We start from the raw sequence: 15,966 nt of genomic DNA, 5'->3' as shown, positions 1-15,966 counted from the left end.
TGCCATGATCTCATATCACTAGTATAGTAGTGTTGAAAAGTATCATCTTGAAAAAGTGTTACTAATTATCATGTACTCATTTTATACCTTGGCAGGTTGATTTCATGTTCCTGTGGGTATGGTGCCCGATGGGTCATGCTGACATCTTCCCGAATCTGTTCGTGTACTTTATACTGCCGGTCGCTGGTGTTGGAATATCTTGGATCGGGGATGAATGGCATTTTAACCATTTTGGAAATGGTAATAGTAGGAAAGTGGTAGTCCACTTCTACAGTTCCTAATAGCAAATAACAGCCACCGCCTTGGAACGGATATTTCTCCAAACTTTTAGTAAAATGCGCCGTGTCGAAATATTCCCCTTCTACGTCTATCCAAGTTCCAAAATACATCGTTCCCATTTTGGTGGGCACGTGCTTTCTGGAAATGAGATAGGCCAGCATCTTTACCGTTTTTTTATGGTGACTCAATAAATCTTTCGCCATTACGTCCCCTCGATATTTTGTCTGCAATAAATCGAAAGGGGTACAGGAGACCGGAAAACTCAGTAGTTCGATTTCATCAAAAGCATCTTCAAAAGGGGAGCGCTCCAGTATCGGGAGTTCGTATTCTTTAATTGGTTCCTGAAGGAGCATCAGATTTCTGTTTTCGGGTTTAAAGTTTACCAAAATGAGCCTGGCGATTACCAGCAATTGGTTTTTTGTTTTACCGGTAAAACGGAATGCTCCGATAAAAATCAAAATCTGTATGCCTTCTATACCTATGGGAATGCGGTTGATGAAATCTTCCAAAGATTTTAATCCACCATTTTCCTCCCGCTCTTTAACAATACCATGCGCTAGTTTACTTTCCAAACCTTCCAGATGCATGAAACCCAAATAGACATCGGTACCATAAACCGTAGTTTCAAAGTCGCTCTTGTTAACACAGGGATTCTGAATGGTCGCCCCCGACATTTTAGCTTCATGAACATATACTTCGGTACGGTAAAAACCACCTTGGTTGTTGATTACCGCTACCATGAATTCAATAGGGTAGTAAACCTTAAGATAAAGACTTTGGTAACTCTCGACAGCGTAAGAAGCGGAGTGCGCCTTACAAAAGGAATAGCCAGCAAAAGATTCAATTTGTCGGTATATTTCTTCGCTTAACTTTACAGGATATCCTTTTTGTGCACAACAGGCAAAGTAATTGTCTTTTACTTTTTGAAGTGCTGCTTTGGAACGTCCTTTCCCGCTCATGGCCCGACGCAGAATATCGCCATCGGCTGCGGGAAGTCCTGCATAATGTAAAGCAATCTTGATTACATCTTCCTGATAGACCATCACCCCATAGGTTTCTCCGAGTTGTTCCTTAAAAACGTCATGAAAATATTCGAAACGATCCGGATGGTTGTGCCGGAAAATGTATTCTTTCATCATACCGGATTGGGCGACACCAGGTCGTATGATGGAAGAGGCGGCTACGAGAGTCTTATAATTATCACATTTCAGTCGGCGCAACAAGCCACGCATGGCGGGGCTTTCGATATAAAAGCATCCAATGGTTTTTCCGTGGCTTAGAAAATGATTCGCCTTCGCCTCATTTTTTGATATAGCGGTATCTCGGATATCGACTTTAATCCCCTGATTTTTCTCAATAAGTTTCACACTGTCATCGATGTGACCAATCCCGCGCTGGCTGAGGATATCAAACTTTTCAAAACCGATATCCTCTGCAATGTGCATGTCGAATAACACTATTGGAAACCCTTTCGGAGGCATTTCCAAAGGCGTGTAATTGGTAATGGGTTCTTCTGAGATTAAGATACCGCAGGAATGCATGCTGCGTTGGTTGGGGTATTTTTCGAGTAACATACCGTATTCCTGCACTAGCTTTACGATTTGATTTTTATCATGTAACGCCATTGGGTTTTTAGTCAAAGTATCTAATTCCTCTTTGGGCAAACCAAAAACCTTACCCACTTCCCTGAAAATGGAGCGGTACTTAAATTCCACATTAGTTCCACAGAAAGCAACATGATCGGCACCGTAGGTATCAAAAATATATCGGAGAATGGTATCGCGTTCTTTCCATGACCAATCAATGTCAAAATCAGGGGGGCTCTTGCGGTTCACATTCAGGAAACGTTCAAAATACAAATCGAGTTCAATGGGGCAGATGTCGGTGATACCCAGACAATAACTCACTATACTGTTGGCACCGCTACCTCGACCAATATGTAAAAATCCCTGACTCATGCTGTATTGAATGATGTCCCAAGTGATTAGGAAATAGCCGCTGAATTCCAATTGGTCAATCACCTTTAATTCTTTTTCGACTCTTGCTAACGCTTGCGGATTATCGGCACCGTATTTTTTGAATAGCCCTTCGTGAGCTAATTTCGTCAAAAGCTGCATGTCGCTTTCCCGACTTCCGGAATAGTATTTTTTGTTTTTGGGAGTTTTAAAGTCAAATTCAAAATGACACAGATTCATCACTTTCTGCGTGTTTGCAATAATTTGCGGATACTGCTCAAATTTTGAAAGCAGTTCTTCCAAAGGTATCATTACTTCTGAGGTCTTGCAATAATCGTCCACAGTCAATTTGGACAAAATCACATTGGTATCAATAGCTCGAAGAATTTTATGCAGATTAAATTCTCTTTTAGTCCGGAAGGTGACTGATTGTAAAATCACCATTTTGCTAAGCCAAGAATTCCATTCGGGAAGAAATAATTTGGGAAGCTGATCTGGAGCAATACCTATAAATTCATGGTCTTTTAATTCTGTTGGCTTATTTTCGAAAGGATAAATAATACAGACGTTATTAAATGGAGGTGCTGCCAACGGTAAGACAGTACCTTCAAAATTATGTTGGGTCAGAAAACGGTTCATTTCGGCGAGCCCATCTGCATTTTTAGCCAAACCGATGTAGCGCAATTGATGGTTGCAGCGAAATTCTATTCCGACGAGTGGTTTTATCCCAACTTCGTTACAGGCTTTAGTAAAATCATAGATACCGGTAACCGTGTTGATGTCCGTTAATGCCATTGTCTTAACCCCACAAACAACAGCCTGCTGGATAAGATCCAACAGCGGAATGGTGCCGTAGCGCAGGGAATGAAAAGAATGACAGTTTAGGTACATTATGTTATAATTTGCGTTTTAAAATTTCGGATTTGTTATTCGGTTTGAATGTTGCTCCGGCACAACGCATCACCGCATCAAAGCCATAACGGCTTTTCATTTTATCCATCGCTTGGTATAGTGACAGCATTTCTTCGGTATCTTCAAATAAATTGATTTGATAGGTTCCACGAACCAACCCACTGAAGCGAATTCCTATTAACCGAAGTCGCATGCGACGTTGGTATACTTTATCAAATAAGTCGGTAACTGTTTTGGTCAGCGTGTGATCGGCTGAGGTATAGGCTACTTTGCATTGTTTGGTTTCCGTATCAAAATTGGAATATCTAATTTTAATTACCACAGTGGAAGTCAGCCATTCTTCAGAACGCAACTGAAAAGCCAATTTTTCCACCATACCAATAAGCACAAACTTTAGTTTTGGAATGTCAATGGTATCCTGAGTAAAAGTATGTTCCGTTGAAATGGATTTTCGTTCCATATAGGGTTCCACCGGATTGTTGTCGATGCCATTGGCTTTCTTCCAGATGTCGATGCCGTTTTTGCCTATCATTCGCTGTAATACTTCGGCAGGCATTTCTGAAAGGGTCTGAATGGTACGGATTCCAATTCGGGACAATAACTGAAACGTGACATCGCCCACCATAGGAATTTTTTGAATCGAAAGCGGATTTAAGAAAGACCGCACCCTATTTTCGGGTATTTCTAAGTTTCCTTTGGGTTTGGCTTCACCGGTACCAATTTTGGAAACGGTTTTGTTTATTGATAATGCAAAACTTATTGGTAAACCAGTTTCTTTAGTAACGGATTGTGCTAATTCGTTGGTCCATTTGTAGCTCCCATAAAATTTATCCATTCCGGTAATATCCAGGTAAAATTCATCGATGCTGGCTTTTTCTACAATTGGTGCTTTTTCTTGAATGACTTCGGTTACGTCATGCGATAATTTGGAATACAATTCCATATCGCCTTTCATCACTTTAGCTTGCGGGCAGAGGCGGAGTGCCATTTTAATAGGCATGGCGGAACGTACTCCGAAGGTGCGGGCTTCATAAGAACAAGAAGCCACGACACCACGATCTCCGCCACCAATAATCAAAGGTATTCCTTCCAGTTTTGAATTCCCCAGTCTTTCACAGGACACAAAAAAAGTATCTAAATCCATGTGTACAATTGCTCTTTTCATCTTCTTTTCTTTTTTATACGTTACAAAATTAGTACAGATACTAACAAATTTAAGTATATTTGTTGTTACAAATTATAACAAAATACCTATGTCTTTATTTTCCGACAACATTAGGAACCTTAGGGTACAACATAAAATTTCGCAAGAAAAGCTGGCGAAATCCTTAGGTATAACCAGGGGTAGGTATGTCAAATATGAAGACGGAACTTCGGAAGCTCCTTATGAAATACTAAAAAAAATAGCACATTATTACCACATCAGTATTGACCTGTTACTTTCTGTGGATGTTCGAAAAATACCGGTAGATGATTTGTTGAAACTTGGGGACAACAGAATATTATTGCCCATTACGGTGGATGCGGCCGGAGATAATTTTATTGAAATTGTCCCTCATAAAGCGAGAGCTGGATATCTTGCCGGTTATTCTGATCCGGAATTTATTGAAAACCTGCAACACATTTCGTTGCCGTGGTTGCGCAATGGCAAATTCAGGGCTTTTCCTGTGGATGGGGATTCTATGCCACCGCATAAAAGTGGTTTTTTTATTGTAGGTCGTTATGTAGAAAAATTAGGGGATGTTATGGATGGGAAGACGTATATATTGCTGACCAAAAACGAAGGGATTGTGTACAAGCGATTAAACAAAAATGGGAAAAACGCCTTAGTACTTCATTCGGATAATACCTATTATAAATCGTATGAGGTGAAGGCTTCAGAAATTCTGGAGATTTGGGAGTTTGCCTGCAGTCTGGCTACTGAAGAATTTAAGCCCGATAATTTAAGTCCGGAAAGTTTGAAAGAAATAATAATGGATTTGAGAAGAGAGGTTAGGGAAGTAAAGGATAAACTTTTCTAAACAGATCACAGCATTAGGAAATTAATGTAGTTGTAATTAAACTTCCACGGATTATTGTCTAGTTCATTTTTTACGGCTGATTTTATACTTACTGTATTGGTCAGCCATCTTGAGGAACAATAAATATGTTAATTGTTCTAGTAGTCACCATAGTCTACACCGTTGTCTCTAAGGGTTTGACAAAATGACCATACTTTATTGACTATACTAGAGGTTTTTGCTAAATATTATTTATTCATTTTTAGTTTATTTCAGGAAATTTGTGACCAGTTAAAGATCTGAATTGGTCTATAGCGAATGAATCTGTCATTCTAGATAAATAGCTTGATATTTTTAATAAAACTAAATATGGGTCCTCTCCTTTTTTTACTCTAAAATGGAGAGGAAGCATATTTATAATATTCTTACCATATTTATCATCAATATTTTCATAAGCATCCAAATATAGTTCTAGTAAACCTTTTATGACGTGTCTTCCTGATGATTCAATTGAAACAACTTTATCATAGCTAAAAAGTTTTTCACCTTTTATATCTTCAATTTTTATAAGTTGGTTTTTTTGAGGAATTAAATCAGTTAACTCAGAGTCAAATTCACCGGTCATTATTTTTGAATAATTTGTTTTAAAAACTTCAAAGCATTGATAAATTAAGCTATTAATAGATTTAGCTCTAAATGCCCCAACTTTTTCGCAAGGGTCTTTTATTTTTAATAATTCGTCTATACTGCAAGGGTCATTTTTGATGTTTTCTGTAAAAGGTTTTAATAAATTAACAACTTCATCGGTGCTGATTAATCCTAATTTATGACCGTCTTCTAAATCCATTATTTGATAACTTATATTATCTGCAGCTTCCATTACAAATGCTAAAGGATGCCGTGTATAATATATTTGCTTCTCAGATAATTGTAACAATCCTAATTCTTGGGAAATTTTTTCAAAAATTTCTTTTTCAGATTGAAAAAAGCCAACTTTTTTACATGATCTTCTTTTTAATGCGGATAATCCAAGTTCATTTTGTTCAATATCCCCACCACCACAAGTATATTTTGAAAATGTAGATAATGTAGAATAAGTCAGTTTTAAACCACCATCAAAGCCGGAAGGATGATCATTTGTTAGGATTCTAAAACCTTCCGCATTTCCTTCAAATCGAAGAAAATCATCTTGTTTCGTCTTATTTAATTTAGTAAATAATGATTTGGAGTTATTGTTTAAATGATTTTTATAATAATGTCTAAATGACTCTTCTCCAGAATGTCCGAAAGGAGGATTTCCAATATCATGAGCCATACATGAAGCTGAAATTATATTAGCAAATGTATCTGGTGTTATAATTTCATTTGTATGACCATCTCTAATTTCTCCTTCTTTTTCTATCACAAAAGTTCCTACTAACTTTCCTAAAGATCTTCCAATACTTGCGACTTCTATACTATGAGTTAATCTAGAATGTATGAAATCACTTTTGGGAATTGGAAAAACTTGAGTTTTATCTTGTAATCTTCTAAATGCTGAAGAAAATATTACTCTATCAACGTCTCTTTCAAACTCATTCCTTGCATCTGCTTGAAGATTTTTACTATCTGTACCTAATCGTTTACTTGTAATTAATTTATTCCAATCTAATTTCATATGTAGTATTTTAATCAATTTTTAATTCAAACCGAACTCTCATTTGTTTTATGCAACCAGAACATTTCCCACATGCAACATTTGAAACATGACAGGAATGAGCAAGAGATAATAGTTCAACAGGAACATTATATTTAATTGCTAATTCATGACTGAATAGGTCATTAGTTTCACATTTAATAGATATTTCGCCTTCTTGATAAGAAACTAATTTATTTATATATTCATAAAATTTTTTTGTTCCATCTTTGTGAAATTCATCTGATTTTACTGTTGCTAAGTGTAGTTCTTTTATTCCATCTTTAATACCTTGCATAAGTGCCAAAGTAATTATCAATTGGTTTCGATATGGCCACCACTCATCAGATGGAGAAAAACTTAAGTTAGTTGAATTTGCTAAAGTTCCTGAGCCTAAACTTTTACAATCAACACTAATTATTTGGTGTTCGATATTTAATTCTTTACAGATATATTGTGAGACATATATTTCTCTTTCAGCAACAGTTTGCCCATAATCTATTGTATAAGCAATTTCAGGTCTTAATCCATATGCTAGGCATATAGAATCAATACCACCTGATAACAAAACACCTTTTTTTATAGATTCCATATAGTATGATACATAGCTGTTGTTAAATGTTTGAATATTTTTATTTTTCCTGGCTTTAGCATTAATAATTTAGAATCTTCACAAGTTCTGTGGTAACCGATTATTTTTTTATTCATAGCTAATGAAAATCCGGATTCTATTAAAGTGCCTGAATCTAAATTATCAAATACACAAAATATAATATCTGAGTTTTTTATTCCTTCTAAGTCTTTAAAAGCAATGGATTCATCATCTCCCAATCCAATATCATGAAAAGGTGAAAATACCTTAACTCCAAATTCAAGAAATGCGTTCCTAATCTTGTCTATTAGAATTAATTCAGCAATTGAAAAGAATGGGGCTGCAATGTATATTTGTTTATCAATTAAATTTTTATTTTGAAATTCAATAAAATCATAATTAAATTCCTGGGTGTCAATATATGCTTTCTTATCACAATATAGAGAAGTTGTTTTTGAAGCGAGTATTGCACATTCTTCTAATGGAAGATTTTTTATCATCCAATAGTAACCAAAACTAGAAGTAAAAATGTCTCCTGAGCCTATTTTATTTACATTTTCTGTAACGTATGATGGAATATGGAATTCATTATTCTTATAAAATAGCTTAGCTCCAAATGGACCATTTTTGATAATTACTGCTATAGCATTTTCTTCATTAAAAAAATAATTTTTTATCTCTTCTATCGTATTGCAAGAAGAAATTGCTTTTGCCTCATTCAGATTTACAATATAAATAAGTTGTTCAGCTTTACCTATTTCACTAAATTTTTTTGGCTTTATTGGAGTTTGTGGGTCGTAAACTACTTTTCCCCCATTTGCTGTAAATTCTGACTCTAACATGCCATAGCAAATAATATTTTCATTATTGACTTGAATGTTATCTGTTTTTTTTAAATTTAAAATATGTGGAAAAATATTTGGATTGTCTAACGCAAAATTATATTTAAAAGTTATTAAATTGTCACTTTCAGTGCATTCAAACTTGAAATCGTTATATACTTTTTCGTTTTCTTTTAAATAATTTACTACCTCATCATTACCACTTGTGAAATATTTCACAGCACATTTATTTTCTAATAAAAATTTGCAACATCTGAAACCTGAACCATAGATATCCATAGAAATATCATCATAATCTATTTCACGATATGTACCACCAATAACTGAGATCATATTATATACTTTTTACTTTTACTTTACAAACAGGATAATTAATTTCAATTATTTCTGCCTGATAATGATTTCCCATTTTGATACATTCAATAATATCAGTTGTACTAGGATGAACAACGGAACCTATTATTTCTCCATCCGCATTAAGGGCAATTAATGCTTCATTTTTACCAATTTCAATTTCTAGAATATTTCCCACAAATAGTTTTTTAAGTACTATTAAATCTATACTAGAAAGATTTGTGATAATTTGACTTGTTTCACAATTAAATTTTGCTCTTTGTGGTGGTACGTATCCACCGCCTCCTGATCCACTCATATGTTTAAATTATTTATTTTAATTTTTAAGCTACTCCTACTTAATTCCTTTTTGAATCTACTCAGTTTAAAGTCCCTAATTGTTACAGACTTTGAGTAATACTATCTTATTATTTTTTCAGTACCACTTAAACGTCTTTATATTTTTTGAACTATTTTCTGTATTCTTCAATGGTAGATAATTCCTTGATTCATAATTATATATTTTAATTTAATTTTTATGTGGAAACCAATTATTATAGGAGGTAGAACAGCAATGATACATAACGTTGACCATGAAATAGTGTTCAATTTTATGGCTCAGATCAATTAATTTTTTTCAATTCTCCAGTTTTGGAGATAAGTAACTTATAAATAGCATTGAGGTTTTTTAATTATTTTTATGCCAACTATTAGCGATCCAATTTATGATGTTCTCTCTGTTGTCTTCCCCTCTTAAATCTTCATGATGCAATAATCTTTCAACATTTTGAAAACTTTCTTTTGTTTGAGGAATATCATATTTTTCAAGAAATTTATTGCAGAAATAAATAACCTCATATTCCTCAGTTTTGTCGACTTTTATTCTATCGAGAGTTCCTATATATTTTGGATTATCTCCACCATCTGCAGTTGTGGAATAATTATTGAATCCTAAATCTTTTTTTGTAAAATTTGCCATATTATTTATTGTTTTTAATTTATTAAGTTTAATATTTCATTAAAATTTTCAGACTGGATTCCAACCTTTCTAAAATCATCAAAATCTATTTTTACCATGTCAATCCAACTTAAGCTTTCATTAATGTTTTGTGATTTGTATTTTAAATAGATTGTTTTTGCTTGTTCGGTGTCTCCACTTAAGAGATAGGCATGTGCCAAATTTCCTTTGATTATCAAATCGGTTTCGTCAAGTTTTTCGCCTTCTTTTAAATATTTGATAGCCTTTAGGTATTGTTTGGTGAGGATGTAGCAATAGCCTAAATTATTATAGTCATCAAATTGCGATGTAGTTTGTGCAATTATGGCTAAATATTTGTTTATCGCATCTGCGTATTGCTTTCTGGCGATGTAACTGTTAGCTGTTTCTCTTTCTTTATTGTACAAATGATTTAATTCTCCTGTATCTGAAAGGCATTGTTGTCCAATTTCTTCAGCTATTTTGTTTTGTTCAGCTGGAATTAATTTCTGATAGTCTTGTAATTTGTAACTGGCTTCTAATTTTTCTAACAAACAAAGACAATAGTTATCGGGATTAACCATTTTTTTTGCTTCATAACTATTTCTACAATTTTCTAAAACATTTGTTTTGATTGTGTTGGTCCATCCTCGTGCTGCTTTATTATCAATCCACGGGACAATTTCAAGTACAATTTTTTCATCCATGAAACTATTGGTGCTTTTGAAACCAAACCAAATGTATCTAGTATTCTCATTTATACAAGTGGAACTTTTAATAGAGATTCGGTTTACTTCACTAGTGATTTCATTTGGATGGCTATAACAGGCAGTTTTGTAGTTTCCTGTCTTATAATAATTATCTGCATCTTCTTGTGAAGTAAAAATAGAGTAATAGCAGTTGTGATTACCAGACATTGTAGACATTAATGATATGGCGATAGCTGAGCCTTTTGAAATCCCGCTAGGATCAGGTAGCATGGACAATGCAGTGGCTAGGCCATCTACACTTTTTTGGCCTTCTCCCAGTACCGTTATACGATACACAAATTCTGTGGTGCCAATAGGAAGTTCATCAGATCGTATCCATGTTTTTGCACCAGCCTCTAAAATGGTTTCACGTTTCGTTGCTCTGTCCTTGTCCCAATATCCATCACTATTTTGAGCAGAAATACCTATTGAAATTAATAGAAATATAATTATATGTATAATCTTTGGCATTCTTTTTTTTGTCTTTACTATATATATTATTTTTCTTGAAACTATTTAGTTTGGGTAAACGTAGAATAGAAGTGATTTACAATTTCTGTATTTAAGAATTCTGTTTATAAAATTATTTTTCTACTGAAAGAAGGCTATCTCTTAATTTTTTTTTAAGAGATTACGTCAAAAATATATTTTAATAATTTATAATATTCAAAGTGGAACTGATTGTATTTTTATTTTAACAAAATAGGTAGTTTAACTGCATCTAATGTTAAAATTTTATTGCATTAATTTTTTGTAATTTAATCTAAGTACTACTGTTTTAGAGAAGGATGCAAATTATTTATTATAGTAAAAGGTGTTAAATGGTTTCATTTTTAAAGCGTACGACATTAGATAAAGAGTAAAAAATCATTTCTTCAATACCAAATAAGCTAGCCCCGGATCACCTAACAAACGCTCCATTTCAGACTGCATGATCTCTTGAATATCCTGTTTTACCTGTAGATAATTTCGTTGTACCATTGCAGTATCAATCTTCCTAATTACCGCAATATCTTTATAATTGTCTTCTTCTTTTTTTAGCGCCTCATGGTCATTGACTATTTCACAATGAAACGTCTTTAATTCAATTTTACAATCAGGATCATCGGCAACCATGCCTACAAATTCACCGGAACTTAAAGAGGAAATCTTGGAAGGAGGGACGGCTGACTCTAATTGTTTAGAACGGCTGATGGAGGTGTCACCACTATTTATAGATAGACTTTCTCTGTCCTGCATAATTTTCCCGAAACGTTCTGACAATTGCTTTGCTGTATCACCAGTTACTTGACCGCTGACAATGTTTCCGGTAATATTCATAATCACATCGGCTTGTTCACGACCGTAATCTTTTCGCAGCTGGCTAAAGTCTTGAATTCCCAAACAAGTGGCGACCTTATTGCTTCTGGCTGTGGCGATCAGGCTATCCATATTATTGAGATAAATAGTCGGAAATTCATCGAATATTAAACTGCTTTTCAGTTTCCCTTTTTGATTCACCAGCTTTACTAAGCGGGAGACATACAAGGATAATACGGCACCATAAATTTGTATTTTCTGAGGGTTATTGCCCATGCAGACAATCTTTGGTTCAGCCGGATTATTAATGTCTAATGTAAAGTCATTTCCGGATAGTACATAATACAACTGGGGAGAAGAAAGTCTGGCCATCGCAATCTTGGCGGAAGCAATTTGTCCCTCCAGTTGTTCCATGGCATCATTGAGATAGGCATTTATAAAAGGATTAATGAGGACTTCAATTTCTTTCTCCGTCCGCAAAATCGTAAACAGACTGTCATAGTCGAGCTGCATGAGTTCAATAACATGCGGCAGCGTACAGAATTGGCCATCCTTAAATTTCCTTAAATACCAAATGATAGCGGTGAGGAAATTGATAGGTGATTCGACAAAAAAGTCTCCCTGTCTTTTGATCCATTCTTTGTTGAGTCCCAATAAAATCGTTCTGGCTGATTCCGCAGCATCCGTGATGTCGGTCATAGCAGAGGGCTCTAGTGGATTGCATCGGTGGGTGCGAGTCAAGTCATCAAAATTAATCACATAAAATTGAGGTGGGATAGGATAGAGGTGCTTGTATTTAAGCCAGGTATTATAGGTGATTTTAGAAAGGTCATCAAATTTAAAATCATAAATAAACATGGTAAACCCTTTGCGAATGTGCTGGGTAATCACATGCCGAATAACAAAATAAGATTTACCCGATCCCGGAGTTCCCAAAACCATTAGAGCCCGAAAGGGATTGATGATGTTAATCCAGCTGTTTCGGACTTTATCTTTCAAATGATACCGCGCCGGAAGATTGATGGAATATTCATTTTCCAGCAATCGTTCTTCCTGCGGAAAGGTTTCATTTTCTTTATTGAAAATATCGTTGTTATTCAACCGGTTTTTTATAATTCGGGATAGTAATGTCCCTCCGGAAAGGATTACTAAAAATCCGATAGTCGTACTACCGATATAAACAATTGCTTTTGCAGTAGTATCTGTTTTTAGGAACAGCGATAAGTAGCTCAGAAAGTAAATTAATACACCTGTTATGATATAAGCAATAGCTGTTTTAAGATTTAGTTTTTCGTCTTTGCGGCCTTTTGCTCCAAGTAAGGAAATCAATAAAAATCCCAAAGTAAAAATCTTGGATTTATGAAAATAACGGAACAATCCCGTACGCTGTATGTTACCTAAAATAGAATCGCTGAAGGCACTAACAAAGCCCCATCCTTGGAAGGCGGTATAGCAGTAATAATAAAAATGGAGTAGTAAAAGTACAATACTGATGAGTCGGGTCATATCGAGAATTTTCCGCAATGCCTGTTCGTTTTCTCCGGTTTGCATAGCCATAATGGTTTCGTTTATTGGTTATCAGAGGATCCTTTTCGTTTCTTTTTTTTCTTTTTCCCTTTTAGTTGATTGGGCAGGTAGGAGGAATCGTGTTCCGACTGTGTGAGTGCGTTAACTAATTTTGCAATCTCGTTGGTAGCATTACCTGCTATACTTTTTTTAGAATCTTGACCAACAGAAGTAGGTCTGACTTCTCTGGAGTCTCCGTCCGTTGTAATTCCATTAGATTTTTTAACTTTGGAATCAGCTGTCTTTTGATGCACCAATTCATTTAAACCACAGCGCTCCTGAATGGCTTTTGCACTGTATAATTTGCCTAATGCACTTCCATTAAATACACTTTGAGTGTGGTGATCTACATATGTGATTCCGTAAAGTAAACCTTTCGCATTTTGCCGAAGAACCATTTTGATTCCAGACATTTCTACTATTTTTGCCAATTCCTGAATTGCCATTTTTTTGTTGTTCAATAATGCAATATCAACAGCATTTTTTATTCTTGATTTATGAGGAGTTCTCGTTTTTTCATTTTCAATAAAGCGTTCTTCTAAAAATTTAAGTGTTGGTTTGCTGTAAAAGTCACTCGCTTTAATAGGAACACCAACCTTATTACCACCTTGATCCAGTATGCGATATACTAATCCTCTGTTTTGGAAAATCCTTGAATTTTCGCTTCCTCGGTCTGCTGCAATGTTATACTGTTGGAGCACGGCATTTAATTCGGGCAGGCTGGTGTATTTATAATTCTGGATCACTTTATCCAAGACGTTGGTTATGGCCCGTTTGGATTCAGTACGTCCGTATTCCACTTTGTTGGTATCAAAAGGTTTTACGACCAATTCTTTTTCTCGTTTGTACTTCTCTGCTGGAACCAATCCATACGCTGTTTCAATTTCTTTTCGGGCTTTTTCAGACTGGTTTCGACCAATATTCTGCATGTCAATTCTGCTACCGTCGTCTCTGACTTTTAAGGAAATGATATGAATGTGAGGATGTCCCGCATCATGATGTTGATACACCAGATAGGGTTGTTCTTTAAAACCAATTTTCGCCATATACGTATCCGCTATTTCCATAAGTTTCTCTTTTGGAATTCCTTTTTCAGTTGTATCAAAATTTAGTGAAATATGCACGCTGTTCCGTTTCACATTTTCATTCAAATCAACCTGTTTTAAGAAGCGGTTTAGTTTCATGGTAAAGATCATTTTGTCGATATCAACTGGGTAATTTCCGGCGCCAATGCATTCTGCTACTCCCTGCTGAACTTTGTTTTCATTGTAGTTCAAAATGCGATTAATAGAATGTCCAGTTTTGATTATTGCAACCATGTTTCTGCAAATTTTTGAATGTGTTTTTTGATTTCATCGACCTTATTAAAAAGAATCTTTTTTTCCAATTCATAGCTAATGAGCCAGTGCTTAAAATCGTTAATCTGATGTAACGTATGAAGTTTTTTTACAGCCTGATTGAAGTTGTTCCCGATAGCATTAAGTTCCCCTCTCAGGCGAATCATTTCTGCCATAAAATCGTCTAAGGATTGATTTCGATAGGTACTGATTATAGGTTTCTGTAAAAGATTTTTTCTTGCATAATCGCTTATTTTTCGGCAGGTTGATGTATTAAACTCTTTCATTATCTTTTGATATTCATCAGGGGTTAACCGCAGATGAAGCCACTTTGTTCGGTTGTTTTGCTCTTCCATCATCTCTCATTTTATTGTTTTAAAGCTCTTTTAATCTTTCTGTGTCACTGCCCACGAGTTCCGAGTGAATAGGCAGCAAGATATCGGTTGTGATACAACCGGACATCTTGCCGATTGCAGGAACGTGGCAATCTTCCGGATACTTCTAATGTCTGTTAGACTTTGCAATACTTCTAAAATGCTCAAAAAGCTGATTTCTCATGTAGAACCTCTTTTTAAAATCTGATAATATAAAAACGGTCTTTCACAGGGTAAGAAGCACTATTAGTATAATCATTAAAATTTGATCGTTTTTAGAAAGCGTATTTTCATCTTGTATTTAGTACTCAAGGAAAGGGCACGCTGCCTATAATTTTGTACTGGTATAGCCTAGTAATCGCATAGCTGGTTTGGTTCATGATTTTCGATTAAAGGGACGTGCTCTTTCAAAGCAATAATTCGATTTTAAAGCGACAAAGTCCTGACTGTTTTCAGGAAGGTTTTTGTCACTTTCTTTAAAGGGAAAAAGTGTCAATAGCAATTTGCTTTTAAGTTCATTAGTATAATCAAATGCTAAGTTAAGTAAGCGGTAGGAATCTCACCCATCATAGGTATATTTTGCCCATGATAATTCAGAACGGCCTTTATACCTTTGTAACAGTAAATTATTAATTAAAACGTGAAAATTATGCTGACAACAAATGATGTGGCCAAAGTGTTTGATACGATATTGAGCACGCCTGGGATGAATGAGATGGTGAAAATAGATTTGAAAATTTCACGAAAAAATGTACTGTTATTAAACCATGTCATTGAGCGTGGTTTGTCTGCTAAAGAGGATGACAAATCGGTATCATTTTTAGGCAGTGTTCCTGAAGAGAGTTTGCAGGAATTAAAATTGGTAGCAGACGAATGTCTGCAGAAAGCCGGGCTTATAGAATTAAGCGAGAAACTCAATACACTCGGCGACAGGAAGTAGAAAAAAGCCGCCAATCCATTATGGAGAAGTTACATAATTTGGTACTCCATAATGGATTGGCGATTTTATAGAGCAATTCTATATCGGAGTATTATAAATCCAGTTTTTAATCCAGCATTCCGGTAAAAAAATATAAG

General features: G+C 35.1%; 13 protein-coding genes. 2 read left to right on the top strand and 11 right to left on the bottom strand.

The features are described 5' to 3' along the window. Window positions 1–68: 68 nt before the first annotated feature. Together QLS97_RS11670 and dinB are read right to left on the bottom strand one after the other, a co-directional pair. Window positions 69–3,125, bottom strand: coding sequence for a DNA polymerase III subunit alpha (locus tag QLS97_RS11670; protein WP_282716864.1), 3,057 nt, complete (start codon window positions 3,123–3,125; stop codon window positions 69–71). Window positions 3,126–3,129: 4 nt separating this feature from the next. After that, the gene (gene dinB / locus QLS97_RS11665) at window positions 3,130–4,311 is read right to left on the bottom strand and encodes a DNA polymerase IV (RefSeq protein ID WP_282716862.1); all 1,182 of its coding nucleotides are present in this window, start codon (window positions 4,309–4,311) and stop codon (window positions 3,130–3,132) included. Between the two features lie 88 nt (window positions 4,312–4,399). On the opposite strand from dinB, the gene QLS97_RS11660 reads away from it, so the two are divergent. Further along, window positions 4,400–5,167, top strand: a complete 768-nt coding sequence (locus QLS97_RS11660) for an XRE family transcriptional regulator (protein ID WP_282716860.1) — start codon at window positions 4,400–4,402, stop codon at window positions 5,165–5,167. Between the two features lie 241 nt (window positions 5,168–5,408). On the opposite strand, the gene dgt is transcribed toward QLS97_RS11660, so the two are convergent. From dgt to QLS97_RS11615, 9 genes are all read right to left on the bottom strand, one after another. After that, on the bottom strand, window positions 5,409–6,803 hold the full coding sequence (dgt, locus tag QLS97_RS11655) for a dGTP triphosphohydrolase (protein WP_282716859.1): 1,395 nt from the start codon (window positions 6,801–6,803) through the stop codon (window positions 5,409–5,411). Between the two features lie 10 nt (window positions 6,804–6,813). Then, window positions 6,814–7,413: a 7-cyano-7-deazaguanine synthase gene (locus QLS97_RS11650; protein ID WP_282716857.1), complete on the bottom strand. Its 600-nt coding sequence runs from the start codon at window positions 7,411–7,413 to the stop codon at window positions 6,814–6,816. Then, window positions 7,401–8,588 (bottom strand): PfkB family carbohydrate kinase, encoded by a 1,188-nt coding sequence (locus QLS97_RS11645; RefSeq protein WP_282716856.1) that lies wholly within the window; start codon window positions 8,586–8,588, stop codon window positions 7,401–7,403. The genes QLS97_RS11650 and QLS97_RS11645 overlap by 13 nt, the downstream gene beginning before the upstream one ends. 1 nt (window position 8,589) lies before the next feature. Continuing rightward, window positions 8,590–8,907 (bottom strand): hypothetical protein, encoded by a 318-nt coding sequence (locus QLS97_RS11640; protein ID WP_282716854.1) that lies wholly within the window; start codon window positions 8,905–8,907, stop codon window positions 8,590–8,592. 369 nt (window positions 8,908–9,276) lie between these two features. Next, on the bottom strand, window positions 9,277–9,567 hold the full coding sequence (locus QLS97_RS11635; RefSeq protein ID WP_282716852.1) for a hypothetical protein: 291 nt from the start codon (window positions 9,565–9,567) through the stop codon (window positions 9,277–9,279). Between the two features lie 14 nt (window positions 9,568–9,581). Continuing rightward, a complete protein-coding gene (locus QLS97_RS11630; protein ID WP_282716850.1) occupies window positions 9,582–10,784 on the bottom strand; it encodes a tetratricopeptide repeat protein in 1,203 nt (400 codons plus the stop codon). A 396-nt stretch (window positions 10,785–11,180) separates the two neighbouring features. Then, window positions 11,181–13,163, bottom strand: coding sequence for a conjugal transfer protein MobC (mobC, locus tag QLS97_RS11625; protein WP_282717222.1), 1,983 nt, complete (start codon window positions 13,161–13,163; stop codon window positions 11,181–11,183). Window positions 13,164–13,180: 17 nt separating this feature from the next. Beyond that, the gene (locus QLS97_RS11620) at window positions 13,181–14,497 is read right to left on the bottom strand and encodes a relaxase/mobilization nuclease domain-containing protein (protein WP_282716848.1); all 1,317 of its coding nucleotides are present in this window, start codon (window positions 14,495–14,497) and stop codon (window positions 13,181–13,183) included. Continuing rightward, window positions 14,485–14,871, bottom strand: coding sequence for a plasmid mobilization protein (locus tag QLS97_RS11615; RefSeq protein ID WP_345956803.1), 387 nt, complete (start codon window positions 14,869–14,871; stop codon window positions 14,485–14,487). Before QLS97_RS11615 ends, QLS97_RS11620 begins: the two co-directional genes overlap by 13 nt. A gap of 667 nt (window positions 14,872–15,538) precedes the next feature. Between QLS97_RS11615 and QLS97_RS11610 the strand changes: the two genes are divergently transcribed. Beyond that, window positions 15,539–15,829: a hypothetical protein gene (locus tag QLS97_RS11610; protein ID WP_282716846.1), complete on the top strand. Its 291-nt coding sequence runs from the start codon at window positions 15,539–15,541 to the stop codon at window positions 15,827–15,829. The last annotated feature ends 137 nt before the right edge of the window (window positions 15,830–15,966 follow it).

It is taken from the genome of Flavobacterium yafengii (genome assembly GCF_030010375.1).
Classification (GTDB): Bacteria; Bacteroidota; Bacteroidia; order Flavobacteriales; family Flavobacteriaceae; genus Flavobacterium; species Flavobacterium yafengii.
The sequence above is the reverse complement of the archived record's forward strand: the minus strand, read 5'-3'. Positions and strand labels throughout refer to the sequence as shown.